The 26,184-nt window shown below is 32.4% G+C and carries 26 protein-coding genes; 19 read left to right on the top strand and 7 right to left on the bottom strand.

Annotated features, from left to right (window positions below; translation table 11 throughout):
• The first annotated feature begins 1 nt into the window (after position 1).
• From coaBC to ACQY1Q_RS01780, 9 genes are all read left to right on the top strand, one after another.
• Positions 2-1,213, top strand: coding sequence for a bifunctional phosphopantothenoylcysteine decarboxylase/phosphopantothenate--cysteine ligase CoaBC (coaBC, locus tag ACQY1Q_RS01740; protein ID WP_431003558.1), 1,212 nt, complete (start codon positions 2-4; stop codon positions 1,211-1,213).
• Positions 1,206-2,096 (top strand): DUF4835 family protein, encoded by an 891-nt coding sequence (locus tag ACQY1Q_RS01745; protein ID WP_431003559.1) that lies wholly within the window; start codon positions 1,206-1,208, stop codon positions 2,094-2,096. Before coaBC ends, ACQY1Q_RS01745 begins: the two co-directional genes overlap by 8 nt.
• Before the next feature lie 71 nt (positions 2,097-2,167).
• Positions 2,168-3,820, top strand: a complete 1,653-nt coding sequence (recN, locus tag ACQY1Q_RS01750; RefSeq protein WP_431003560.1) for a DNA repair protein RecN — start codon at positions 2,168-2,170, stop codon at positions 3,818-3,820.
• A gap of 11 nt (positions 3,821-3,831) precedes the next feature.
• On the top strand, positions 3,832-4,347 hold the full coding sequence (locus ACQY1Q_RS01755) for a hypothetical protein (protein ID WP_431003561.1): 516 nt from the start codon (positions 3,832-3,834) through the stop codon (positions 4,345-4,347).
• Between the two features lie 16 nt (positions 4,348-4,363).
• Positions 4,364-5,176, top strand: coding sequence for an enoyl-ACP reductase FabI (locus ACQY1Q_RS01760; RefSeq protein WP_431003562.1), 813 nt, complete (start codon positions 4,364-4,366; stop codon positions 5,174-5,176).
• 81 nt (positions 5,177-5,257) lie between these two features.
• Positions 5,258-6,049: a DUF3050 domain-containing protein gene (locus ACQY1Q_RS01765; protein ID WP_431003563.1), complete on the top strand. Its 792-nt coding sequence runs from the start codon at positions 5,258-5,260 to the stop codon at positions 6,047-6,049.
• Between the two features lie 9 nt (positions 6,050-6,058).
• Positions 6,059-7,069, top strand: a complete 1,011-nt coding sequence (locus tag ACQY1Q_RS01770; RefSeq protein WP_431003564.1) for a glycosyltransferase — start codon at positions 6,059-6,061, stop codon at positions 7,067-7,069.
• 300 nt (positions 7,070-7,369) lie between these two features.
• Positions 7,370-8,311, top strand: coding sequence for a UDP-glucuronic acid decarboxylase family protein (locus ACQY1Q_RS01775; protein WP_431003565.1), 942 nt, complete (start codon positions 7,370-7,372; stop codon positions 8,309-8,311).
• Between the two features lie 49 nt (positions 8,312-8,360).
• Positions 8,361-9,131: a DUF3883 domain-containing protein gene (locus ACQY1Q_RS01780; RefSeq protein ID WP_431003566.1), complete on the top strand. Its 771-nt coding sequence runs from the start codon at positions 8,361-8,363 to the stop codon at positions 9,129-9,131.
• A gap of 1,197 nt (positions 9,132-10,328) precedes the next feature.
• Here ACQY1Q_RS01780 and ACQY1Q_RS01785 read toward each other — a convergent pair.
• Complete coding sequence (locus ACQY1Q_RS01785) at positions 10,329-11,111, bottom strand: DUF6261 family protein (protein ID WP_431003567.1); 783 nt, start codon at positions 11,109-11,111, stop codon at positions 10,329-10,331.
• A gap of 392 nt (positions 11,112-11,503) precedes the next feature.
• Here ACQY1Q_RS01785 and ACQY1Q_RS01790 point away from each other — a divergent pair, with 392 nt between their 5' ends.
• The gene (locus tag ACQY1Q_RS01790) at positions 11,504-11,719 is read left to right on the top strand and encodes a hypothetical protein (protein WP_431003568.1); all 216 of its coding nucleotides are present in this window, start codon (positions 11,504-11,506) and stop codon (positions 11,717-11,719) included.
• A gap of 86 nt (positions 11,720-11,805) precedes the next feature.
• Here the strand turns inward: ACQY1Q_RS01790 and ACQY1Q_RS01795 are convergent, their stop codons facing one another.
• From ACQY1Q_RS01795 to prfB, 3 genes are all read right to left on the bottom strand, one after another.
• Positions 11,806-14,628 carry a M16 family metallopeptidase gene (locus tag ACQY1Q_RS01795; RefSeq protein WP_431003569.1) on the bottom strand — a complete coding sequence of 941 codons (2,823 nt, stop codon included), beginning with the start codon at positions 14,626-14,628 and terminating at the stop codon, positions 11,806-11,808.
• Between the two features lie 123 nt (positions 14,629-14,751).
• On the bottom strand, positions 14,752-15,093 hold the full coding sequence (gene arsC / locus ACQY1Q_RS01800; RefSeq protein WP_431003570.1) for an arsenate reductase (glutaredoxin): 342 nt from the start codon (positions 15,091-15,093) through the stop codon (positions 14,752-14,754).
• Positions 15,094-15,118: 25 nt separating this feature from the next.
• Positions 15,119-16,222 carry a peptide chain release factor 2 gene (gene prfB, locus ACQY1Q_RS01805; protein ID WP_431003571.1) on the bottom strand — a complete coding sequence of 368 codons (1,104 nt, stop codon included), beginning with the start codon at positions 16,220-16,222 and terminating at the stop codon, positions 15,119-15,121.
• Positions 16,223-16,361: 139 nt separating this feature from the next.
• On the opposite strand from prfB, the gene ACQY1Q_RS01810 reads away from it, so the two are divergent.
• Together ACQY1Q_RS01810 and ACQY1Q_RS01815 are read left to right on the top strand one after the other, a co-directional pair.
• Positions 16,362-18,749, top strand: a complete 2,388-nt coding sequence (locus ACQY1Q_RS01810; protein WP_431003572.1) for a zinc-dependent metalloprotease — start codon at positions 16,362-16,364, stop codon at positions 18,747-18,749.
• 95 nt (positions 18,750-18,844) lie between these two features.
• Positions 18,845-19,864 (top strand): threonine aldolase family protein, encoded by a 1,020-nt coding sequence (locus ACQY1Q_RS01815; RefSeq protein WP_431003573.1) that lies wholly within the window; start codon positions 18,845-18,847, stop codon positions 19,862-19,864.
• A gap of 46 nt (positions 19,865-19,910) precedes the next feature.
• Here ACQY1Q_RS01815 and ACQY1Q_RS01820 read toward each other — a convergent pair whose 3' ends face one another.
• Positions 19,911-20,525 carry a hypothetical protein gene (locus tag ACQY1Q_RS01820; RefSeq protein WP_431003574.1) on the bottom strand — a complete coding sequence of 205 codons (615 nt, stop codon included), beginning with the start codon at positions 20,523-20,525 and terminating at the stop codon, positions 19,911-19,913.
• Positions 20,526-20,532: 7 nt separating this feature from the next.
• Positions 20,533-21,027: an RNA polymerase sigma factor gene (locus ACQY1Q_RS01825; protein ID WP_431003575.1), complete on the bottom strand. Its 495-nt coding sequence runs from the start codon at positions 21,025-21,027 to the stop codon at positions 20,533-20,535.
• 194 nt (positions 21,028-21,221) lie between these two features.
• Here ACQY1Q_RS01825 and ACQY1Q_RS01830 point away from each other — a divergent pair, with 194 nt between their 5' ends.
• From ACQY1Q_RS01830 to ACQY1Q_RS01860, 7 genes are read left to right on the top strand one after another with little or no spacing between them, the layout of a single operon-like run.
• Complete coding sequence (locus tag ACQY1Q_RS01830; protein WP_431003576.1) at positions 21,222-21,635, top strand: DUF2141 domain-containing protein; 414 nt, start codon at positions 21,222-21,224, stop codon at positions 21,633-21,635.
• Between the two features lie 11 nt (positions 21,636-21,646).
• Positions 21,647-23,005, top strand: a complete 1,359-nt coding sequence (locus tag ACQY1Q_RS01835) for a 2TM domain-containing protein (RefSeq protein WP_431003577.1) — start codon at positions 21,647-21,649, stop codon at positions 23,003-23,005.
• Positions 23,006-23,009: 4 nt separating this feature from the next.
• Positions 23,010-23,294 (top strand): 2TM domain-containing protein, encoded by a 285-nt coding sequence (locus ACQY1Q_RS01840; protein ID WP_431003578.1) that lies wholly within the window; start codon positions 23,010-23,012, stop codon positions 23,292-23,294.
• Positions 23,295-23,299: 5 nt separating this feature from the next.
• Complete coding sequence (locus tag ACQY1Q_RS01845) at positions 23,300-23,587, top strand: 2TM domain-containing protein (RefSeq protein ID WP_431003579.1); 288 nt, start codon at positions 23,300-23,302, stop codon at positions 23,585-23,587.
• A 2-nt stretch (positions 23,588-23,589) separates the two neighbouring features.
• On the top strand, positions 23,590-23,934 hold the full coding sequence (locus ACQY1Q_RS01850; RefSeq protein ID WP_431003580.1) for a 2TM domain-containing protein: 345 nt from the start codon (positions 23,590-23,592) through the stop codon (positions 23,932-23,934).
• Positions 23,915-24,226 (top strand): 2TM domain-containing protein, encoded by a 312-nt coding sequence (locus tag ACQY1Q_RS01855; protein ID WP_431003581.1) that lies wholly within the window; start codon positions 23,915-23,917, stop codon positions 24,224-24,226. Before ACQY1Q_RS01850 ends, ACQY1Q_RS01855 begins: the two co-directional genes overlap by 20 nt.
• Positions 24,227-24,278: 52 nt before the next feature.
• The gene (locus tag ACQY1Q_RS01860; protein WP_431003582.1) at positions 24,279-25,034 is read left to right on the top strand and encodes a LytR/AlgR family response regulator transcription factor; all 756 of its coding nucleotides are present in this window, start codon (positions 24,279-24,281) and stop codon (positions 25,032-25,034) included.
• Here the strand turns inward: ACQY1Q_RS01860 and ACQY1Q_RS01865 are convergent.
• Positions 25,031-26,158, bottom strand: coding sequence for a hypothetical protein (locus tag ACQY1Q_RS01865; RefSeq protein ID WP_431003583.1), 1,128 nt, complete (start codon positions 26,156-26,158; stop codon positions 25,031-25,033). The genes ACQY1Q_RS01860 and ACQY1Q_RS01865 overlap by 4 nt on opposite strands.
• Between the last annotated feature and the right edge of the window lie 26 nt (positions 26,159-26,184).

Consider the following 26,184-nt stretch of genomic DNA (forward strand, 5'->3'; position numbering starts at 1 on the left):
TATGTCTGTACTAAGCGGTAAGAAAGTCTTATTAGCTGTAACTGCAGGAATTGCCGCTTACAAAACGGCACACTTAGTCCGCTTATTTATAAAATCAGGCGCAGAAGTCAAAGTAATTATGACTCCTGCGTCTAAAGATTTTATAACACCACTTACCTTATCAACACTATCTAAAAATCCGGTTCATTCTACCTTTTATGAAAAAGATGAAGAAAATGAATTATGGAATAATCATGTTGAGTTAGGACTATGGGCAGATATTATGCTAATTGCCCCGGCAACAGCCAATACTTTATCTAAAATGACAAACGGTACTTGTGACAATTTAGTACTGGCAACCTATTTGTCTGCAAAATGCCCGGTGTATTTTGCGCCAGCTATGGATTTAGATATGTATAAACATCCTTCTACAAAAAATAGTTTAGAAGCTTTACAAAGTTTCGGAAACTGTATGATTCCGGCAACCTCAGGTGAATTAGCCAGTGGCTTAGTAGGAGAAGGAAGAATGGCTGAACCGGAAGACATTGTTGAATTTATTGAAAAAGATATAGCCTCTAAACTACCTTTACGAGGAAAAAAAATATTAATAACAGCAGGTCCAACTTATGAAGCTATAGACCCTGTTCGTTTTATAGGAAATCATTCTTCAGGAAAAATGGGCTTTGAAATAGCTAAAACTGCCGCTAACTTAGGCGCAGAAGTTATTTTAATATCAGGGCCTTCATTTCAAAAAGCCACACACTCCCTTATTCATAGAGTAGATGTAAAATCAGCAGAAGATATGTACCAAGCATGTCATACCTATTACGCTGAGGTTGATGTGGCCATTTTATCAGCAGCAGTGGCAGATTACCGACCAAAAAATGTGGCTAACCAGAAAATAAAAAAGAAGGATACAGCGTTAACTATTGAGTTAGAACCTACAAAAGATATATTAAAATCATTAGGAGAAAACAAAAAACATCAATTATTAGTAGGCTTTGCATTAGAAACCAATAACGAGTTAGAAAATGCTAAAAGTAAAATTGAGCGAAAGAATTTAGATTTAATTGTATTAAATTCATTAAGAGATAAAGGAGCTGGTTTTGCTACAGATACAAATAAAATTACTATTATTGATGCTGATTTTAACCAAAAAGAATTTGAATTAAAGTCTAAAAGTGAGGTGTCTAAAGATATAATTAACGAAATAATACATAAGTTACATGCGTAAGATTTTCTTTCTACTATTTGTATTTACTACAATACTTTCAGTTTCATCACAAGAGTTAAATGCTTTAGTAACTATAAATACAGAAAAAATCCAAAGTTCCAATAAGCAGGTATATACAACACTGCAAAAGGCTTTAACAGAATTTATTAACCAAAAACAGTGGACCAATAAAACGTTTAAAGTACAAGAACGTATTAACTGTGCTTTTACCATTATTGTAAATGAACAGGCAGGAAATAACTTTTCTGCAAGCCTACAAATACAAGCCACACGTCCGGTTTTTAATTCATCGTATGCAACTCCTATTTTAAATATAAACGATACAAACTTTAATTTTAAGTATAACGAGTTTGATCCTTTATTATACACTCCTAACGTTTACGATTCTAATCTAGTGTCAATGATTGCTTTTTACGTATATGTTATTATTGGAGTAGATGCAGACACTTTTGCAGAAAAAGGAGGAGAAGATTATTTTAAGCAAGCTGAAAATGCCATGTTACAAGCGCAATCTAACGGTGAAAGCGGATGGCAAAACCAAATAGGAAAACAAAACAGGTTTGCGTTAATAGATAACCTGTTATCTCCAAAATTTGCTGTTTTGCGTAGTATTTATTACAATTACCATAGAAATGGATTTGACACGTTTGCTACCGAAGCAGATCAGGCAAAAGAAGAGATTGAAAAAAATGTTATTGAATTAGATAAACTACACAACATTACAGTAGGTAACTATATGATTCGAATTTTTTTAGATGCTAAAGCAGATGAAATAGTGAATGTTTTTTCTGACGGAAGGCCGACAAAAAATCAGCAAAAAATGCTAACGGTGTTACAAAAGATAGCCCCTACGTATGAAAATAAATGGGAAAAAATTAAGTAAACTTCCTTGGCATTTAACATAAGTTAATTCAGCCAAAATTCTTACTTTTATTCCTTTCAAAGAGTTAGAATTTGCTTACACATTTATCAATACATAACTATGCGTTAATCAATCAATTATCGATTGATTTTACCAAAGGATTATCTATAATAACCGGAGAAACCGGGGCCGGAAAGTCTATTTTATTAGGAGCTTTAGGATTGGTAATGGGAAATCGTGCAGATTTAACATCCTTAAAAGACACTGAAAAAAAGTGTGTTATAGAAGCTCAATTTTCTATAAAAGGATACGGATTACAAGAAGCTTTTGAAGAATTGGATGTTGATTATGAAGAACAAACCATCATAAGAAGAGAAATTTTACCTTCCGGGAAATCCAGAGCCTTTGTAAATGATACTCCGGTAACCTTATCCGTATTATCTGCTTTAAAAACAAAGTTAATAGATATTCATTCACAGCATCAAACCTTACAGTTGTCTGATGTAGAATTTCAATATGCTATTTTAGATGCACTGGCTAAAAATCAGGCAAAAGTAGCTTCTTACCGAAGAGGACTTAAAAAATATAACTCCTTAAAAAGAGAATTAAAAGAAATGCAAGAAGACGCTCAAAAATCTACCGAGCAATATGAATATAACTTGCATTTATTTAATGAACTGGAAGAAGTAAAATTGCAAGTAGGGGAGCAGGAAACCTTAGAAGAAAAGCTTGAAAAGCTTAACAATATTGAAGAGATAAAACAAAATTTATCAGAAAGCTTGCAATTGGTTATCAGTGAAGAAATAGGCATACAAACCCAGCTTAATTCTTTAGAAAACAGATTGCAAAAAATAAGTTCTTATTCTAAAGAGTATGAAGAGCTACATGCAAGAATAACCAGCGTTAAAATTGAGTTAGATGATATTGTTTCTGAGTTAGAAGAAGAAAATGAAAAGGTAGATTTTAATCCTTACGAAATAGAAGAACTCAATGATCGTTTACAACTGATTTATAACCTGCAAAAAAAGCATACGGTTTCAACTATTGAAGAATTGCAACACATTCATGCCGAATTAGCAGAAAAAGTAGCGCAAGTTGAAGGGGCCGGAGAGCAAATAGCAAAGAAAGAAGCCGAAATAAAAGAAGTTGAAGGAAAATTAGATGAATTAGCCGGTACTATCACTGCCGGAAGGCAAAAAGCAATTCCAGTACTTCAAAAAGACTTAATGTATTTACTGTCGGAATTAGGAATGTCTAATGCACAGTTTTTAATTGAAGTTACACCCAACGAACATTTTACGACCAACGGAAAAGATGAACTTACCTTTTTATTTTCAGCCAATAAAGGAGGTAACTTTGGTGAGTTAAAAAAGGTAGCATCCGGAGGAGAATTATCAAGAATCATGTTGTCTATTAAAAATATTCTTTCTAAAAATATACAGCTACCAACTATTATTTTTGATGAAATAGATACAGGAGTTTCAGGAGAGGTGTCTAATAAAATTGCCGCTATTATGAACGATATGGGAAGTAACATGCAGGTAATAACCATTACACATTTACCTCAAATAGCCTCAAGAGGACAGCAACACTACAAAGTATATAAAGGAGAAGAAAACGGAGTAACTACCTCTAACCTTAAACTATTAACGTATGATGAAAGAGTTGCTGAAATTGCTGAAATGTTAAGCGGAAAAGATTTTTCAGAAAGTGCATTACTACATGCCAAAGAATTATTAAACTAAAAATAAAAGCTATGAGTGAAGATAAAGCAGAAAATTTATTTTATGAGGCCGACCAGCTAATTGAAGAAAATAAAATTACAGAAGCTAAAGAGCTCCTATTGGAACTTTTAAGTGAGTTTCCTGATTACGGCAGAGCACACAATCATTTAGGTTGGATGTATAATGTGAAGTTTAATAATTTTACCAAAGCTAAAACACATTTTGAGTTAGCTCTTAAATATGCTCCGGATTATTACGCAGTATATGCTAATTATGCATATCTGTTAATAGATATGAACCTTTATGATGAAATGATTACCTTTGGCACGAAAGCTATTAATAGTACAATAGCTGATAAGGCTACCATTTATAATAAAATGGCACAAGCATATGAGTTAAAAGGTAATTTTATGTTGGCCTATAAACACTATAAATTAGCTGTAAAGAAAACACTAAATAATAAATTTTTAGACGAACTGTATGCATCTGTAAACAGAGTAAGAGGAAAGATGAGTTTGTTGCAAAAATTAAAATTAATAAACGAATAAAACAAATAACTAGAACATGTATAATTTATTAAAAGGTAAAAAAGGAATTATTTTTGGAGCTTTAAATGAGCATTCAATAGCATGGAAAGTAGCTGAAAGAGCTCATGAAGAAGGAGCTGAATTCGTATTAACCAATGCGCCTATTGCAATGCGTATGGGAGAAATTAAAGCCTTAGCTGAAAAAACAGGTTCACAAGTAATTCCGGCTGATGCAACTTCTATGGATGATTTAAACAACTTAGTTGAAAAATCAATGGAAATTTTAGGAGGTAAAATTGATTTTGTTTTACACTCTATCGGTATGTCTGTTAACGTGCGTAAAGGAATTCATTATACAAACTCTAATTACGATTTTACACAAAAAGGAGCAGATGTTTCAGCATTATCGTTTCATAAAACCATGAATGTGTTGTATAATAAAAATGCAATGAACGAGTGGGGAAGTATTGTAGCTTTAACCTATATGGCAGCACAAAGAGTATTTCCTGATTATAATGATATGGCAGATAATAAAGCCTATTTAGAGTCTATTGCTCGTAGTTTCGGGTATTTCTTCGGACGTGACCATAAAGTACGTGTAAACACCATTTCTCAATCACCAACTCCAACAACAGCCGGAAGTGGAGTAAAAGGATTTGACGGATTTATTTCGTATGCAGATAAAATGTCACCATTAGGAAATGCGACTGCGTTAGAATGTGCAGACTATACCATTTCGTTATTCTCTGACTTAACAAAAAAGGTAACGTTACAAAATTTATTCCATGATGGCGGATTCTCAAATATGGGAGTAAGTGACGCTGTAATGAGTAAATTTACAGAAGAATAAATAACTTCAATACCAAGAATAATACAATAAGATAAAATGCAAATCCTTAGATTTGCATTTTTTATTGGAAAATAGTTTACCATGAACCGTATTTTAATAACAGAACAAGCCTTAGCATCTTTAAGAAAAGAGTTAAAAGAACATGAATTGTACACTTTATTAAAAGATATTAAAGATGTGCAACTATTTATGGAAGAGCATGTTTTTGCTGTATGGGATTTTATGTCTTTACTAAAAGCATTACAACAAAAATTAACCTGTGTAAAGGTGCCTTGGGTACCAGTGTTAAATGCTAAAACGGCTCGTTTTATCAATGAAATAGTACTGGGAGAAGAAACCGATATAAATGAATTAGGAGAGCCTAAAAGCCATTTTGAAATGTATATAGATGCTATGCAACAAACACAAGCAAATACCTCAGAAATAGCAGCTTTTATCTCTAAAGTTATTGATGGAGATGATATTAACGATATCTTAAATACGCTTTCTATAGCTCCGGAAACTAAAGATTTTGTTTCATTTACCTTTGAAATAATTCATACCCAACAACCTCATATTATAGCTTCCGGTTTTACCTTTGGTAGAGAAGATGTAATACCGGATATGTTTTTAGAAATTGTAAAACGTACAGAAGCCAAAGAAAAGGTAGATTACGGTAAACTTACCTATTATTTAAACCGACATATTGAATTAGATGGTGATGAGCACGGACCTTTATCTTTACAAATGATAGAAGAGTTATGCGGAACCGATGAGCAAAAATGGAACGATGTGCTGTATTATGCAAAAGCTTCTTTAGAAAAAAGAATTAATCTTTGGAACGGAATAGCCAAAAGAATAAAAACAGCGCAAGAGAGTCAAATTATAGCTTAGAAAATAACAATGAGTGTATCATTATCAATTATAGTACCTGTTTACAATAGACCTAATGAAATTGATGAGCTGTTAGAAAGTCTTACCAAACAAGATTATAAGCAAGCCTATGAAATTGTAATTGTTGAAGATGGTTCTAGTGAATCTTCAGAAGACATTGTTAAGAATTACCAAAATCAATTGGCAATCACTTACCTGTATAAACAAAATTCAGGTCCCGGTGATTCCAGAAACTACGGTATGAAAAAAGCTGCCGGGAACTACTTTATTATTTTAGATTCTGATGTTATTCTACCACCTCAATACCTATCAACCATAGCCGCATTTTTAGAAAAAAACTATGTAGATTGTTTTGGTGGGGCAGATGCGGCACATGAAAGTTTCACTCCCTTGCAAAAAGCAATTAACTACGTAATGACTTCCTTTTTTACCACCGGAGGTATCAGAGGAGGAAAAACCAAAGTTCAGAAATTTGAACCCCGTAGTTTTAATATGGGAATCTCTAAGAAAGCCTTTGAATTAACGCAAGGCTTTTCAAGAATACACCCGGGAGAAGATCCTGATTTATCTCAAAGAATTGTAAAGGCAGGTTTTAAAACCACTTTTTTACCCAATGCCCATGTATATCATAAGCGAAGAATTTCTTGGGATAAGTTTTATACACAGGTAAAAAAGTTTGGTACCGTTAGGCCTATACTTACCCGTTGGCATCCGGAAACTAAAAAAATTACCTTTTGGTTTCCTACGCTGTTTGTACTGTTCACAGTAGCCTCAGTTCTTGGAGCTATTATTAGTAGAAATATGATGTATTTGTATCCGTTATTGGCGTATTTGGGCATGTTATTTATACATTCAACTATATTAAATAAAAGTATCAAAGTAGGCGCATTATCAATATACGCTGTATGTATTCAGTTTTTTGGTTACGGAATCGCCTTTTTACAATCTACCTTTTATATTCGAGTATTAAAAAGAAACCCGGAAGAGCACTACCCAACGTATTTTTTCAAAAAGAATTAGTTATAAGAATTATGGGGTGTACGACAAATTTCCGTTTTTAAAAACAAGACCGTCACTGCGAAGCAAAAGCTTTTGCTTTGGCAGTCTCTTTTTATCAAGAGATTACTTCAGTCGTTACTACTCCTTCGTAATGACCGAAAGGAAATTTGTCGTACATCCGAATTATGAATTATGAATTATCAATTTGGTAATCTCTATTGTTCATTGATTACAGAACACTGATAATTGAACATTGATTATTGACACCTGAATATTGATAATTGTTTTATAGTTCTTATTTTTGGTGAAAATAATTCTACATTGAAAAAAATATTAGTTACCGGAGGAGCTGGTTTTATAGGTTCACACTTATGTGAGCGACTATTGCATGAGGGAAATGAAGTAATTTGTTTAGACAATTATTTTACAGGAAGTAAGAAAAATATTTTGCACTTGATGGACAATCCTTTTTTTGAGTTAGTTCGTCATGATGTTACCGAGCCCTATTATGCAGAAATTGATGAGATATACAATTTAGCATGCCCGGCATCTCCCATACATTATCAGTATGATCCTATAAAAACGATCAAAACGTCGGTAGTAGGAGCTACCAATATGTTAGGATTGGCAAAGCGTGTAAATGCTAAAATATTACAAGCCTCTACCAGTGAAGTGTATGGCGACCCAAAAATACACCCGCAACCGGAAAGCTATTGGGGAAATGTAAACCCTATTGGTTTGCGTTCTTGTTATGATGAAGGAAAACGTTGTGCAGAATCATTATTCATCAACTACCACAAACAAAACAACGTTCGTATTAAAATCATACGTATTTTTAATACCTACGGTACCCGTATGAATACGAATGATGGTAGAGTAATCTCAAACTTTATAGTACAAGCCTTAAAGGGGGAAGATATAACCATTTACGGTAATGGATTACAAACCCGAAGTTTCCAGTATGTAGATGATTTAATTGAAGGAATGGTACGAATGATGCATACTCCTGAGTCAATTACAGGCCCTGTAAACATTGGAAATCCGTTAGAATATTCTATGCTAGAACTGGCAAATGAGGTTATAAGGCTGACCAATTCTTCGTCAAAAATTATTTTTAAACCTTTACCGGAAGACGACCCAATGCAACGCCAACCGGATATTACTTTGGCAAAACAACTATTGAATGATTGGCAACCTAAAGTGGGTTTAGAAGAAGGACTAACCAAAGTAATTGCTTATTTTGATAAGGTGTTGGGGGAGTAGAAAAGTTAAGAGTAATTCATTATAGAAGTTATAAAAACAATTTTTGTTTATGAAGAATACCAAAAATAAACATGAGAACTATGAAATTCTAAATTTGTTAGGATATGGTTTAGCTAAGTTTGATAACAGTTTTATTGAGCAATTTGGATATAAGTATAAAGATTCTTTTTACAAGTATTTTGTTGAGATAGGTATTGCAGAAACTACAGGAGTAGTAAAAAATAGAATGGATTTATTTGATCCCTTTTTTCCAAATAAAAGAAAAGGATGGTGGCAAAAAGGAGATGTTTATCTTCATAGAAAATTAGTAATCGATAGTTTGTTCGGTAATGAAGATGTTATAGGATTTTCCAATATTGTAAAATTGTTTTTAAAGGAAAAATATAAGGTAAAAGGTATAATTGATTCGGTAAAGCCAATTATGAAATCTCGATATAAAAAAATCCAAGAAACAGGATTAGAGGCAGAGTTGTATTTTATCAACAATTATAATTCACTAGATATTTTTAAAGATGGAAAACTCTTTGACGCAAGATTATATGGTGATGGATATGATTTCCAATTAGATGTAGAAGAAAAATCTTTTCTGATAGAGATTAAAGGAATTAGAGAACAAAAGGGACGATTTAGATTAACTGAAAAAGAATATATTAAAGCTAATGAGTACAAAACTGATTATATTATTACTTTGGTTTTGAATTTAAATGATATTCCAAGGTTTTTAACTATTGAAAATCCAATTAATAATCTAAAGTTCAAAGAAGTAATAAAAAGTACAGGAGTTACGAAAGAGTATTATATAACTTCTGATATCAGTTAAATAAATATAATATAAATGGGAAATATATTTTATCAAGAGGTAAAGACTGTTTTAGAACCTCCGATTGTTTTGAATTTTATTGATTTTTTAAATTGTCCAGTTTGTAATGATGAAATAAATGTTTACAATTTAATTGTTAATCAAGGAGATTCTATATGTTGTGAAAATTGTGAAACTATTGTGAAATTTAATATTCTAAGACTAGAAAATTAAAATAAGTTGAATTTAATATAATGCAAAAAGTGAATTTTCTAATTTTTATTTAAAAAGATTATATTTTTAATCCTTGATTATTGTTTTGATACTTATAAAATAAAAAGAATCTATTATATAGGATGTAGTATAAATAATTGTTATTAATTGATTTTTTATGTTTAAAGGGGAGTGTGAATTAAACTCTTTCTGGTTATTTTTAAGGAACGTAAGGAGGTTACACGTGAATGGTTAGAAAAAAAAGGAACTGACTCTGTTCGTTTATGGAGATTGAAAGATAATTATTCAATTATAAATATTGATTTTGCTCCTGTTGGTGCCTTTGAGGCATTTATGAAAAATGAGCCATTAGATAGGGTTGATGAATAATTTCTAAAAAGAATATACAGACTGTATTAATACCACTTTTAGAAATCCCCTAAAACTTTCCACCCATGGCAGGACGGTTTCGGGAACAGCCAAGAGCTTCCCACCCATGGTAGCACAGTTTCGGGAACCACCGAAAGATTCCTGACCACGTCAGCACCGTTTCGGGAACAGCCGAAAGCTTCCCACCGGTGGCAGGGCGGTTTCGGGAACCGCCGAGAGCTTCCCACCCGTGGCAGGACGGTTTCGGGAACTGCCGAAAGCTTCCCACCGGTGGCAGGACGGTTTCGGGGAATGCCAAAAGCTTCCCACCCGTGGTAGGATGGTTTCGGGGAATGCCGAGAGCTTCCCACCCGTGGCAGGACGGTTTCGGGAACCGCCGAGAGTTTCCCACCCGTGGCAGGACGGTTTTGGGCCTCGATTGCACTCGACTACACACTTTATTGAATAGTTTCATTCTCTACACAAAAAAAACACCGCTTCTGCGGTGTTAGGTCTTGAAAAAGTATGATTAACTAAAAGTTTTTGTAAAAAAGTATATCAGTCTTTGTGTAAAATAAGGTCAAGAATCTGATGTACATAATTTTAAGAATGTATAATTCGTAATTAAAAATTATATTATTCCGATTCAGAAGGAGCTTCTGTAGTTGGTTCTTCTGTAGTATCGGTAGGTGTACCGGTGCTTACGGTATTTCTTAATACAGAAGCATTGTATTGCTCTGTTAAGGTATTCCATTCATTGGCAACGGTGGTAAAAAGAGCGGCATTATCTTGTGCGTCTTCTATAGCAATCGTACCTCTGGCTACAAATAAATCTTTTAACAACTTAAACTCGTTAGTAGCCTGTATACGAATTTCAGCAACCAATCCGTCTTGTTCTGTAGATAAATCTTGTGCACGTAACACATATTTTTCATTAAAAGACGTATTTAAGTTTTTTAATTGCGCTACCCAATCGGTAAGTCCTAATTGAGTTACCTGTGGAGCTAAATCCGTTTCTAAATCATTAATAATAGCATTTAAGGTAGCCGTTTCTTCTTGGTAGCGTAATGCTTGGATTTTAGTTCCATACGTAGCTAGTTTATCGGCTATTAAAAAAGCAGCATTTTTTAAGCTATCATCAAAATGATTACTTGCCCAAGTTTCTACCGTAAGTTTTAACCCTATATAACTAGAATCACGTTGTGCATCCAGTTCAGCTATTTGAGGAGTTAACTCACTACCTTTTACTTGTTGCCAATTGGTTTTAAAGCTATCCATAGTAGTGGCTAAAGCACTTCGTTGATTGGCTATTTGTAAAGTAGTAGCTCTGTCTTCAGTTATAATTTCAAGTACATTGTAAAAGTACTGTGCTACATCGCCTTTGCGATATTTCTCTAAAATAGGAGTGATAATTTTCATAGTAATATGATTTTTGCTTTTTCAAGACGCTACAAAGTACATATTATTCTTTGAAAATCAGTAGGTTGTTTTCGTGGTAGGTGTTAAAGTTTTTATAAATAGTTGCCGTAGGCTACTAAATAAGGTGTTAAAAGAGTTAAGAGTAAAAGATAACAAGTATATATACAGAAGTAACTAAGAATTATAGTAAAAAAAGTATATTTTTGAAAAATAGTATAAAAAAGATGTACGACCAATTTCCTTTTGGGTTATTACAAAGAAGTGGTAACGACTAAAGTAATCTCTGGATAAAAAGAGACTGCCACAGCAAAAGTGTTTGCTTCGCAGTGACGGTCTTATTTTTAAAAATGAAAATTGGGTGTACACCCTAATAAAGATTTAAACTTATAGCCATGATGAATACCGATATTTTAAAATTATATAAACAACTGGATGATATGGAGCAAACCAAGGAAATAAACCAGTTAAAAAATCAGATAAAAGAAACTTTATACCAAAACCTTAGAATGCATTTTCTTGAATTAAGTAGTATAGGACGAGTGATTGGGTATGATGAACTTCAAGAAGAATTAAAAAAAGCTATAGAACTTTTAGAACTTCAAAAGTAATAATGTGATTTATAATTAGAACTAACAAAATTCCCTGTTTAAGCTAGCCTAAACAGGGAATTTTTATTATGTGGCGGAAATAGCTATTAGTTCTCAGGATTTAAAACTCCTAAAATATATCCGTTAGTTAAATATTTCTTTGCTACTTTTTGAATGTCTTTTACGGTAAGCGCGTTTACTCTGTTTTCAAATGTTGATACATCTGTAGGGTTGTTACCATAAAAGTCAATGTTTCTAAGCGTGCGTAACCAAAAACGATTCTTCTTTAAATCCTCTTTGTAATCTGCTATCATTGCTTTTTTAGCTTTAGATAAATCCTCTTCTGTAGGTCCGTTTTTTACTATAGAAGCAACTTCGTTTACAGAAATAGTCTTTAATTTTTCTACATTTTCAGGAGCACAAGGAAATGAAATAGTAAAATTATACCAACCATAAGGTAGTTTAGAAATGGTACCACGTGTTCTTGAAGAATATACACCACCTTCTTGTTCACGTAGTTTTTCAGTAAGCTTAATACTTACAATATCACCTAAACTGCTAAAAGCTAAAGCTTCTTTATCGTCATAGTCAGCATTTCCTTGGTAAATAATTTGAACACTACTTTTAGGATCTTTTCCTTTAGCTACAGTTTTAGAGTGTGAACCTGATAAAGGTCTGAAATCATGTACTTTGAAAGTCTCTTTTGAGTTTTTACCCGGTAAACTTGCTAAATAAGTACTAGAAAACTCTTGTAACTTAGTTTCATCTATATTACCTACGAAATAGAAATGAAAATCTCCGGCATCTGCAAAACGCTCTTGGTATTTTTTGTACGCTAAATTATAATCTGCTTTTTCATAAGCTTCAGGTGAAGGGAACCCTGAATAACGAGGATTTCCATGATTCATATAATCACCCATTTCTTTTTGAAAGTAAAAATTAGGACTTGCCAATAAGTTACCTAAGAAACTTTTTTGTTTGTTTACATACGAAGCAAATGCTTTTTCATCTTTGTTTAATGAGGTAAAGTATAAATGTACCATTTGGAATAAATCTTCCAGGTTTTTTGGCGTAGTAGCTCCTCTAAATCCTTCACTTAAACCGGAAATATAAGGACTTACATTTACAATTTTACCGGATAACATTTTAGATAAATCAACTTTTGAATAGCCGTTAATCCCCGCTTCATTTAAAGCACCGTTAGCAAAGGCAGTTGCTTTTAAATCGGCATCAGAGTACAACGAGTTTCCTCCAAAACTAAAGGCATCAAATAAAATCTCATCGTTTTTAAAATCGGTTTTTTTGTAGGTTACTTTGGCACCGTTGCTTAACGTTAAAGTAGTGGTGCCTAATTGGGCATTTTTAGACGTAGCAACAATAGAACCCGGAGCAGGTGTTTTTGCCATTAAAGAGGTAGCTACCACCTTATCTTCATAAGGTTTTAATTCCTTTTGTTTTACCCCGTTTAAAGCATTGATAACTTGTTCTTTAGTAACTACTTTTTTAGGTCCGGTAATTACAACCACTCGGTTATCGTCATGTAAGTAACTGTTGATTAATTTATTTACCTCTTCTAAAGTAATGGTAGGTAACAATCTTAAGTGTGCTTTGTATTCCCAATCGATACTAGGTATAGGACTTTGCTCTAAAAAATTATTAATATACGCCCCCACAATTCTTCCGGACTCTCTTTTGTCTTTATCTTTAAATGCTTTTTCTATTCTGGCTACAATGTTCTTTTTAGCTCTTTCAAACTCTCCTTCCTGAAAACCATAACGTTTTACTCGTTCACTTTCTTCTAATAAAGCTTCTAAACCTCTTAACTGTCCGTCAGCACTTGTACCTGCGGTAGACTGATAGGCATTTTTATCTCTGGCCAACGTACCACCATGATAACTGAAACCATATACAAAAGGAGGGTTTTCACTATTACGTAACTCATCTAATCGGTTATTAAGCATTTGAGAAAATAACGACTCAATGATTGACTGTCTGTAATCGCGAATAGATACTTCCGGTTGCGCATTGTCGTGATCTTTATATAGTAATTGAACTCTTGAAAAAGGAGCTTCTTTATCGGCTTCAATAGCAATAAAAGTTTCCTGATGGTTTTTCATAGGAGCTACTTTTCGTTCTCTAGGTTTATGAGCAGCAGGAATTTTTTCAAAATGATCTTTTATTTTTTGCTCTAAAGTGGCTACATCTACATCACCTACTGCAATAACCGCCATTAAATCCGGACGATACCAATCTTTGTAAAAACGTCTTAAACTTTCATGTTTAAAAGTTTTAAGGTTATGTTCTGTACCAATAGGTAATCTTTCTGCATACTTTGATCCGTGCATAATAACCGGAAGGTATTTTTCTAGCATTCTGCTATCGGCACCTCTACGAGAGCGGTACTCTTCCAGTACAACACCGCGTTCATCATCAATATCTTTACCGGTAAGTAAAGCACCATGCGCCCAGTCTTCAATAATTTGGAAACCTTTTTCTAATTTAGTTTCATCATCACTAGGAATAGGTAAGATATAAACCGTTTGATCAAAACCGGTATAGGCATTTAGGTGCGCTCCGAATTTTACTCCGATAGATTGTAAATAATCTACCAATTCATTCTTCTTAAAGTTTTTAGTTCCGTTAAAGTTCATGTGTTCCATGAAGTGTGCTAACCCTAATTGGTCATCATCTTCTAAAATAGAACCGGCATTAATAGCCAATCGAAGTTCTACTTTATTGGCAGGTTTTGGGTTCTGTTGTATATAGTAGGTTAACCCATTAGATAGTTTTCCTATTTTAACAGAAGGGTCGGTAGGAATTTCCATAGAAGCTAAACTTCCTTTCTGAGGAGAAGCAGGCTTTGTTTGCTGATTTTGTGCGGTTAAGGAAATGCTTGCAGCAATGGAAATTGCTAAAAAAAGTTTTTTCATAGTACTTAAATATTTGATTTCTAGGCGAAGTTAACAATATACAGGTTAATAACTAATGTTTTAGTTGTAAAAAACTGTTAAAAAATAAAGCTCTCGTTTATAGAGAGCTTTTAAAAATAGTAGTTATATAATTTCTTTAATAGTTTCCGGTGGGCGGCCAATAACCGCTTTTTTACCGTTAATTACAATAGGACGCTCTATAAGTTTAGGGTTTTCAATCATCGCCTCAATAACTTCATCATCAGAAAGATTTTTATCTTTATAAGCATCTTTCCAGATTTGCTCGTTCTTTCTAACCAACTCAATAGGAGCAATACCAAGCAACTTAATAATATCTTTTAACTCCTCTTTATTGGGAGGGGTTTGCAAATAGTTGATGATTTCAAAATCTTTTCCGGAATTTTCAAGAATTTCAACACCGCATCTGGATTTACTACATCTGTTATTGTGAAATATTTTAATCATTACGCTAAGGTTTTCAGTTTAAAAATTAAGAGTTTTCTTTTTCCTTTTGCCCCATCATCATTAAATAAGCTTTTAAAAACGGGTTAATCTCACCATTCATAACTGCATCTACATTTCCGGTTTCATGGGTTGTTCTAACATCTTTTACCAATTTATAAGGATGCATAACATAATTACGAATTTGGCTTCCCCATTCATTTTTTAATTTATTAGCCTCAATATCTGCACGAGCCGCTAAACGTTTTTGAAGCTCAATTTCATATAACTGAGATTTTAACATTTGTAAAGCGGTAGCCCTGTTATCATGCTGTGAACGTGAAATAGAACACTGAATTTGAATTCCGGTTGGTTTGTGGTATAACTGAACTTTTGTTTCTACTTTGTTTACGTTCTGACCACCGGCACCACTAGAACGAGCTGTTGTTATTTCAATATCAGCAGGGTTAATATCAATTTCAATAGAATCGTCTGCTACCGGATATACATATACGGAAGAGAATGAGGTGTGACGTTTAGCATTGCTATCAAAAGGAGAAATACGCACCAATCTATGCACACCGTTTTCACCTTTTAACCAACCAAAAGCGTAATCACCTTCAAACTCAAGAGTTACTGTTTTTATACCGGCTACATCACCTTCCTGGTAGTTTAAGGTTTTTATTTTGTACCCTTGTTTCTCTGCCCACATAGAGTACATACGCATTAACATTTCTGTCCAATCACAACTTTCTGTTCCTCCGGCTCCGGCAGTTATTTGAATAACGGCACTTAGGTTGTCACCTTCTTCAGAAAGCATATTTTTAAACTCCGTATCTTCAAGATAAGAAATGGTTTTTTGGTAATGCTCCTCAACTTCCTCTTCGGCAACATCACCTTCCTTATAAAAATCATATAAAACCGAAAGATCTTCATTTAAAGTAACAATAGCATTGTAATCGTCTACCCATTTTTTCTTAAACCTCAGAGATTTCATCACACTCTCTGCCTCTTTAGGGTGGTTCCAAAAATCTGGGTCGGCAGTTTTTTCTTCTTCGTTAGAAATTTCAATGAGTTTTTTATCTATTTCTAAGTATTCTTTCAGCTTTTTTACGCGGTCTGATATATTTTTTAAATGTTCTTGTGTAATCATAATTGACACAAAAATAAGTTAAAATTTAGGATTGAACAGAGAAGCTGTAAAAATAAGCAAGAGTATTTTTCTATTTTTATGGAAATATTTTAAATATTGAAGGGAGCTTGCGACTATCAAAAGCAATAAAAACAAACACATGAAAAAACTAACCATTTATATTCTTTTTCTAGGATTTTCTATACCCGGTTTTTCACAATTTTTAAAAGGAAAAGAAGGAATTACCAAATACCAAGGCTATTTTAATTTTTATTATGATGAAACTTCTGATAAACTATTTTTAGAAGTAAATAAACTAAATACAGAGTTTTTGTATGTTCATTCATTGTCAGAAGGACTCGGATCTAATGATATAGGTTTAGACAGAGGACAGTTGGGAGACGGAGTAGTGGTAAAATTTACAAAGGCAGGAAATAAGTTATTATTAATACAACCCAACCAAAATTACAGGGCAGTTACCCGTAATGAAGAAGAGAGAAAATCTGTTGAAGAAGCCTTTGCTAAATCGGTACTATACGGGTTTATTATTAAAGAAACGTATAACGGTGTGTATTTGGTTGATGCAACTGATTTTTTTATGAAAGATGCACACGGAGTGGCTAACAGATTATCACAAAGTCAGCAAGGAAATTATCAGTTAGATAAAACCAAAAGTGCTATACATTTAGAAAGAACCAAAGCTTTTCCGAAGAATGTTGAATTTGATGTAATGCTCACATTTAAAGGAAAGCCTAAAGGAAATGAAGTGGCAAGTGTAGCCCCGAATGCTTCATTAGTAACGGTACATCAACACCATTCGTTTGTTGAATTACCGGATAATGGTTATACACCAAGAAAATACGATCCTCGTTGTGGTTCATGGCAAATGACCTATATGGACTATGCCACGCCTGTAAATGAGCCTATACAAAAACGATTTATTTATCGTCATAGGTTAGAAAAGAAAAACCCTGAAGCTACACTTAGTGAGGCTAAAGAACCTATTGTTTATTATTTAGACAGAGGAACACCGGAGCCTATCAGATCAGCTTTACTGGAAGGAGGTAGCTGGTGGAATCAGGCTTTTGAAGCTGCGGGATATAAGAATGCTTTTCAGGTTGCAATGTTACCTGAAGGTGCTGATCCTTTAGATGTGCGTTACAATATGATTCAATGGGTACATCGTTCTACTCGTGGTTGGAGTTACGGAGGAAGTATTTCAGATCCGAGAACGGGTGAGATTATTAAAGGACATGTAAGTTTAGGCTCTTTGCGTATCCGACAAGATTTTTTAATAGCACAAGCACTGCAGGCTCCTTATACAAATGCTACGGCAAATGAAACGGTTGCTTTGGAAATGGCTTTGGCAAGAATCAGGCAGTTGTCTGCTCATGAAATAGGTCACACATTAGGGTTTGCGCATAATTTTGCTGCGAGTACTCATAACAGAGCTTCTGTGATGGATTATCCACATCCTAAACTAACAATTAAGAACAATAAAATTGACTTTACCCAAGCCTATGATACGCAAATAGGAGAATGGGATAAAGTAACGGTAGCCTACGCATACCAAGACTTCCCAAAACATAAAAAAGAAGAAAAAGAACTTAATCAAATTCTTGAAAATGCTTTTGCTAAAGGATTGCGTTTTATTACAGATGAAGATGCACGACCTAAAGGAAGTGCTCATGCCTATGCCCATTTATGGGATAATGGAGAAAATATAGTAGAGGAACTTGAAAATATTTTACGCATAAGAAAACTGGCTATTCAAAATTTTTCAATAGACAATATTAAATACAATGAGCCTTACTCTGTTTTAGAAGATGTGTTTGTTCCTTTGTACTTTTTTCATCGTTACCAAACAGAAGCTGTTTCAAAGCTTATTGGTGGTTTAGATTATACCTATGCTGTTAAAGGACAGAAAGAATTGGTGGTTAAAAATATAGAAGGAGCTATAGAACGAAAAGCATTACAGGTATTGTTAAAAACATTGGATGTACATGAAATAGCAATTCCTAAAAATAAGCTAGGTTTATTTCCTCCTCGTGCGTATGGTTATGCCAGAACCAGAGAAAGTTTTAAAAGCAAAGTGGGCGTAGCTTTTGATTATTTTGGAGCTGTTGAAACGGCAACCGAGTTTACACTTGACTTTTTACTGCATCCTGAAAGAATAAACAGATTGATACTATATAAAAGTGTAGATAAAAATCAATTAGGAGCTGAAGAGCTTTTTAAAGAACTGATTAAAACAACGTTTGATAAAAAATATGAAGATGGGTATTTACAAGGACTTCATGAAATAGTAAAAAAAGAAACATTAGAAGCTATATTTTCATTAGCGTCAGATGATTCAATATATCCTCAGGCAAAAGCTATTGTTGATGAAACGATTAATGAAATAGCTTTAAAAGCCGCTAAAAAATTAACAACTACAGATATGCTTTATGTGAAAATGATTACAGATTATAAAAAAAATCCTAAAGATTTTAAAAGAGAAAAAGCACCAAAAATACCAGATGGTTCTCCTATAGGAACCCTTAATTAATTTATTTAAATACACTATTTTTATATGAATTTACAAAAAGAAAGAAAACAGCTGTGTTTATCAACTTTTTGTAAAATGATAAAATTTTAAACTCAATGAAAATTAATTTAATAAGTGACACGGTTACCAAACCAACTGAAGGAATGTTAAAAGCCATGATGAATGCTGAAGTTGGTGATGATGTTTTTAAAGCCGACCCAACAGTTAATGCATTACAAGAAAAAGCAGCGGCTATGTTTGGAATGGAAGATGCGTTGTTTTTTCCTTCCGGAACTATGGCAAATCAAACGGCTATAAAAATTCATACACATCCGGGAGATAGAATGTTTTGTGATAAATGGGCGCATGTATATAATTATGAAGGAGGTGGAGCAGCTTTTAATGCCGGTGTAACTTCGTGTTTAATTGATGGTAGTAGAGGGATGTTTACAGCTACTCAATTGGAAAGTTTGGTAACAGGAAGGAATGATATTCACACCCCTTTTAATAGATTGGTGTGTATTGAGAATACCACAAATAAAGGTGGTGGTGCGTGTTGGGATTTTGAGGAACTGGTTAAAATAAAAGAGGTAGCTGAAAGAAATGAGTTAGCATATCATTTAGACGGAGCTAGGTTATTTAATGCTTTAGTAGCTAAAAATGAAACCCCTAAACAATATGGTGAATTGTTCGATACCATTTCTATTTGCCTGTCTAAAGGATTAGGAGCTCCGGTAGGCTCTATTTTATTAGGAAGCAAAAAGCATATAGAACAAGCGTTAAGAGTTAGAAAATTGTTTGGAGGCGGAATGAGACAAGCAGGATATTTAGCTGCAGCAGGAATATACGCGTTAGATCATCATGTAGAAAGACTAGCAGAAGACCATTTGAAAGCTAAAAAAATTGGAGAAGTTTTAGAAACGTGTTCTTATGTTAAAAAAGTTGAACCTATTGAAACAAACATTATTATTTTTTATGTAAAGGATACTATTAACCCCGATGAGTTTATGAAAAAAATGGCAGCAAAAAATATTTTGCTAATCTCAATGGGAGAGGGAAAGCTAAGAATAGTAACGCATTTAGATTTTACAGAGGAAATGCTAACAACGTTGATAAAAGAATTAAAAGAATATTAGATAATAACTAAAAAGAGAGCAGTTTTTTAACTGCTCTCTTTTTGTTTTAGTTTAACTCGTCTAATTTGGCTAGGTCTTTATAATTCTTGTTAAGTTTTCTAAGAAGAATTCCGTATAATAATTGATATACTAGCCATAAAAAACCTATAAATAAAGCTCCTAAAAATAACGCAGCAATTACCGTTATTACAATGCTTTTTGTGCTTAAATGTGACATTTGAATATTAACAGTTGCTATGATAACTGTTACGAGTGTTATAAAAGCGTAAAACAAGTTTAAGAAGATATAGTTTCTAACTGTTTTTCTTGTTTTTAAAATTTTGTTCATCAACTCCTTGGTTGTATCGGTAGAAGAAATACTTCTGTAATTCTTATAAAACAGATAGATAAAAACAACAATAATTGGGTATAAAATGATTTGAGAATACAAAGCGTAATTTTCAATGCCAAGTTTTTTATAATTATTGTTTAATTCATCTAAGTCACAAAATAAATACATAGTAAAAGGAACTATAAGCTCTAATAAGCCAATAATAAAGATCCACTTTACAATAGAAGATGATTTTGAACGGGACATTTTATAAATATCAGCTTTAGATACCTTATTTGTATCATCTGGCTGGCTATCCCATACTTTTTTATATTTATCTAATGCGTCCATACGGCTGTTACGGGGTCAATATTTTTTTTAATTTATCTTTTGCTCTATTCATCTTTACTCTGGCATTTACCTCACTAATACCTAAAGTGTCGGCAATATCTTTGTACGATTTATCTTCCAGATATAAAAAGATGAGCGCTTTATCAATATCACTTAATTTATGTATAGCTTTATATAAATCTTTTAATTGCTGTTCTTCAGTATCATCATACTCATTAGACTGTATTTTGTAAGCAAAGTCACTAATGTCTTGTGTTTTTACAGCCTTGGTTGATTTTCTATATAAAGAAATAGCGGTATTTAAAGCTACTCTGTACATCCAAGTACTAAACTTGGCATCTCCTCTAAACTTATCATAGTTTTTCCAAAGTTGGATGGTTATTTCCTGAAACAAATCATTATGAGCATCAGGGTTTGTAGTGTATATTCTACATACTTTATGCACAATATTTTGATTGGTTTCAAAATCTGTTAAAAATCTATTTTCGAGTTCCTTTTGCACTAAGTTTAGTTCCAGTTGACAATAAATAAGTAGCTCAAAAATAAAAAACGTTACATGATAACCTATTTTTTTTTCGATTTTCTTAAGAAGTAACAATTCATCTTTAAAAAAATACAATTCGGTTCCTTTTAATTTAAAAGTTAACAGTACTGAAAGATATTTGCTGTGTAATTAATTTTAAAAATAGATAACCAATGAAACTTTTAGTAAACACCTTTGTATTGATTGCTTTTTTAGCTGTAAAAATGGTTTCGGCACAAAGTCAATCCATAACAGTAGAAGTTGTTAATGCTACCTCAGATACCGGAACGGTAAATTTTGCTTTATATGATAAAGAAGGTTTTTTAATGAAACCTCTTCAAAGTAAATCTTCTAAAATTTCTCAAGGAAAGAGTTTAGTAGTATTTGAAAATGTACTACCGGGTGAGTATGCCGTTGTTTGTTATCATGACAAAAATGAAAATAAAAAAATGGATTTTCAACCCAACGGGATGCCGTTAGAGGATTATGGAGCTTCAAATAATGTTATGAATTTTGGCCCTCCGGTATATATGGATGCAAAGTTTACGGTTGTTAATAAAGATGTATCTTTAGAAATTAGATTTTAAGACTGAATATAATGAATACAGAGAGTACAACTTTTATGGAAAGGTTTAAGAAAGACTTATGGGTTTGTTTAAAAATGACCTTGGTATTCGGAGCTGTTTTTACCATAATTAATCAAGAGTTTTCTATAAAAGGTATAGGGCTTGTGTTTTTATTCTCAGGAATGTATTCGTTTATTTTAGGTATGGGCAATGGTCTTATTAATGATTATTTGAGTTTAAAATGGAGTTGGGTTACCGAAACCAATAAAAGAGCTACGGCGGGTATTATAGCAACTATTGTATATACAATTTTTGCCGTATTACTAATTCATTACATTCAATATATTGTAGTGTTAAAGTATACGATAGGCTCATTTTTTTCAGGAAAATTTATTTGGATTCACTTATTCGCTATTAATTTATCATTAGGAATTGCTTCGTTTTTTCATGCCAAAGATTTTATGTTAGCTTGGAAAAAAGCAGCGGCTAAAGAAACAACTCAACAACAAATTGTAGCTAAAACAGAAACGGCTAAGTTTGAAACCTTAAAAAATCAAATAGATCCACATTTTTTATTTAACAGTTTAAATGTTTTAACCTCTTTAATAGGAGAAAACCCGTATCAGGCAGAAAAGTTTACGACAAAATTATCTAAAGTATATCGTTACGTTTTAGAGCAAAGAAATAAAGAATTGGTTCCTATACAGGAAGAATTACAATTTGCCAGAACCTATATGGAATTGTTACAAATGCGTTTTGAAGATGCGGTAAAGTTTACCATTCCAACAGAAATAAGTAATCCTGATTTAAAAATAGTTCCGCTCTCATTACAGTTATTATTAGAAAATGCTGTAAAACACAATGTGGTTTCTTCTAACAAACCATTAGAAATAAACATTTTTGAGCAAGATGGTTTTTTACAGGTACAAAACACAATTAATCCTAAAGAAGCTATAGGGAAAAGCACAAAAGTAGGTTTACGAAATATAGCTGATAGGTATGGTTTGATAACAGATGAAAGTGTTAAAATAACCAACAATAACAAAACATTTACAGTGAGTTTACCACTGTTAACAAAAACAAAAGATATGAGAATTGACACACAAAATTTAGAAAATAGTAAGTATGTAAAAGCTGTTGAGCGTGTTGAAAAATTAAAAGAGTTTTACCAAAACTTACTATCATATTGTTTAGTAATTCCGTTTTTAATAGTTATTAATTTAAAATTTTCACCTCAGTTTCACTGGTTTTGGTTTCCAATGATAGGTTGGGGTATAGGATTGTTTTTTCACTTTTTAGAAGTAAATAACTATAGCTTGTTTTTAGGAAAAAACTGGGAAGATCGAAAAATTAAAGAATTAATGGAAGAAGAAGATAACTATAAAAACTAAGACAATGGACAGAGATCATTTAACCGAATACAGATACGCAAGAGCTAAAAAGAGAGTAGAAAAAATAAAAGGATTTTATATACACGTAATAGTTACCGTTTTAATAATTCCTTTTTTAATTTTTATCAATATTAAGTTTGTTCCTGAATTTTATTGGTTTTGGTATCCTATTATAGGAATGAGCGTAGGACTTTTCTTTCATTGGTTTAGTGTTTACGGAGCAGATAAACTAGGCTTAGGAAGAGATTGGGAAGAGCGAAAAATTAAACAATATTTAGACGAAAAATAAGAAAAATGGAAAAAGAGTACACACAAGAAAAGAAATATTTAGAAGCCAAAAAAAGAGTTAAACAAATAAAGGCGTTTTATATCCATGCATTGATAAATGTGATTTCAATCATCATTATTGTAGTTGTTAACTTAAAATTTTCACCGCAATATCATTGGTTTTGGTTTGCTGTAGTAGGAATTGTATTAGCTACTTTTTTTCACTGGATTGGTGTTTTTGGTACAGAAATAATTGGTTTAGGGAAAAAATGGGAAGATCAAAAAATTGAAGAACTTTTAAATAAAGACAAATAAACATGGAAAAAGCATATTTAAAAGAGCATAAATACCTTTTGGCCAAAAAAAGGGTAGAAAAGATAAAAGGTTTTTATTGGCATGCAGTATCGTATGTTGTTGTCAATGTTTTTTTATCAGCTATTATTGTTGTAGGAATCATGTCTGAAGGTAAAGAAACGTTTTTTAATGCTATTCAAAACTTTGGTGTGTATTCAACATGGCTTTTTTGGGGAATAGGGTTGTTTTTCCATTGGTTAGGAGTTTTCGGTACTTCTGTAGTTCTCAATAAAGAATGGGAAGAGCGAAAAATTAAAGAATATATGGATAAAGATAAAATGTACTATAATGGAAACAGAAAATTTTAATCAAGAACAAAAGTATCTTAGAGCTAAAAAAAGAGTTGATGAGATAAAAAGATACTATATACACTTAGCTGTTTATATTGCAGTTAACTTATTTATTTCAATTAAGAAAATAGTAAGAAATATGAATGGTGGCGAAACTTTTGAAGAAGCTTTGTTAGATTTTAACACATTTTCTCTTTGGATTTTTTGGGGTATAGGAATCGTTTTTCATACTTTTCGGGTTTTTGGATTTGATTTTTTTATGGGGAAAAACTGGGAGGAGCGAAAGATTAAAGAGTTTATGGAAAAATAAAAAAAAGAGAGTAATAAACAGTAAAAAAAGATAGTAAAGGATTTATTATATAATGAAAGTAGTTATTATAGAAGATGAAAAGCCGGCAGCAAGAAGATTACAAAGAATGTTAGCTGTTTTTAATTTAAACATTACTCAAATGTTGCATTCGGTTGAAGAAGCAATTAATTGGTTTCAGCAAAATGAGCATCCGGATTTAATTTTTTTAGACATTCAGTTGTCAGACGGGTTGTCTTTTGAAATTTTTGAAGAAGTACCGGTAAAATCTGCCATAATTTTTACAACCGCTTATGATGAGTATGCCTTAAAAGCGTTTAAATTAAACTCTATAGACTACTTATTAAAACCTATTGATGAAGATGAGTTAAAGGTTGCTGTTGAAAAATTTAAAGAACAACAACCTCAAAAAACGGATTTACAGGTTAATATTGATGACATTCGAAAGTTGTTAATTAATCCTATTGATAGAAAGTATAAAAAGCGATTTACGATAAAAGTAGGGCAGCATATAAAAATTATACACACTGATGAAATAGAGTGTTTTTATTCAGAAAATAAAGCTACTTATATTCATACTAATGGTAACAGAAGTTATTTAATTGATAATTCTTTAGAGTACTGGGAAGAACAATTAGATCCGGAACAGTTTTTTAGAGTTAACAGAACTTTTATTGTGCACATTAATGCTATAAAAGATATTGTTTCTTATACCAATTCCCGATTACAATTGAAATTACATACTTACGAAGAGTCAGAAATTATAGTAAGTAGAGAGCGTGTAAAAGATTTTAAAAATTGGATTGATTAAAAGTTGAAAACATCATTAAAACGTATGTAAATACCATAAGAGTAATCAAAGTTGTTTTTCTTGTTTTCTTGAGTAACAACCCTATCTATAGATTCATTTAACTGAAGAAAACCTTCAACTTGAGCTCCGAAACAAATATTTTTAGCCAAGGTTTTTTCATAAAAAAACTTACCAAAAAGCAATGTTCTGTTAGGTTCTGTATGATTTACATATCGATTGTCTAAAACACCGTTCCAATAATTATTATTTGTTTTAAGAGAGTAGGAGCTAAACATTTCATTTCCTTTTGCAGTAATAAACTTATTAGCTGTATAATAAGCAATCATACCATGAAAATTATTTAGTTTGTAAGTAGCTTTTATATAGCTGGCATTTCCTTTGGTAAAAGGATATTCACTTAACGGAGCATCTGTTGTGTGAGCTAAAAAGAAATAACTTAGCTTTAATTGGTGAGTTGTGTTTTTTCCTATTACATACTCAGAACCAAAGGCTATAGTATGAATGTTGTATATATCTGTAATATTTTCTGAATCACGAAGCTTTTTGTTAATTTGCCCACCTTTATGACGGGTTAAAAGTTGAACAGGAAATGATAAGTTTTGAGTAGCTTTTATACTACCTGAAATTCCTACGGTAAACACTTCTTTAAAATCATCATTTTTTCTAATATAGTTTTCCCAGTCAAGCCATACCTCTAAATTAAACCTGTGAGAGTTGTATTTATATTGTAAACCTGTTTCAATAACTTGGTTACTAAGAATTTTTTCACTGGCAAGTATAGGTTCAATAGTTCCGTGGTTGTTTCCGGCAAAAATATTACCAATGGTAAAATGGTGATTATTTAGTTTATACTTAAAGCTAAAGGTAGGAATTGCATAATCTATTTTATTTTCACCAAAGTTTTTTAATAAAAATACTCCGGCTTTAAACTGAGTATTTTTACTATTATTATAAATAAACTCAGGATGTAACTGAGTGCCTAGTAAAGTGTAACCATCTGCAATGAAATTAAAATATTCATTGTTTTTTATAAAGTTTAGATTATATACTGTTAACCCAAATTTTTTAATTTCATAGCTGTTATTGTTATCTGTAGTATAAAAAACAGATTCCTGCCCCAGCATCTTAAAATTTATAAACAATATACCAA

The sequence above is a fragment of the Tenacibaculum sp. TC6 genome (assembly GCF_050606265.1).
In the GTDB taxonomy this organism is placed as follows: domain Bacteria; phylum Bacteroidota; class Bacteroidia; order Flavobacteriales; family Flavobacteriaceae; genus Polaribacter.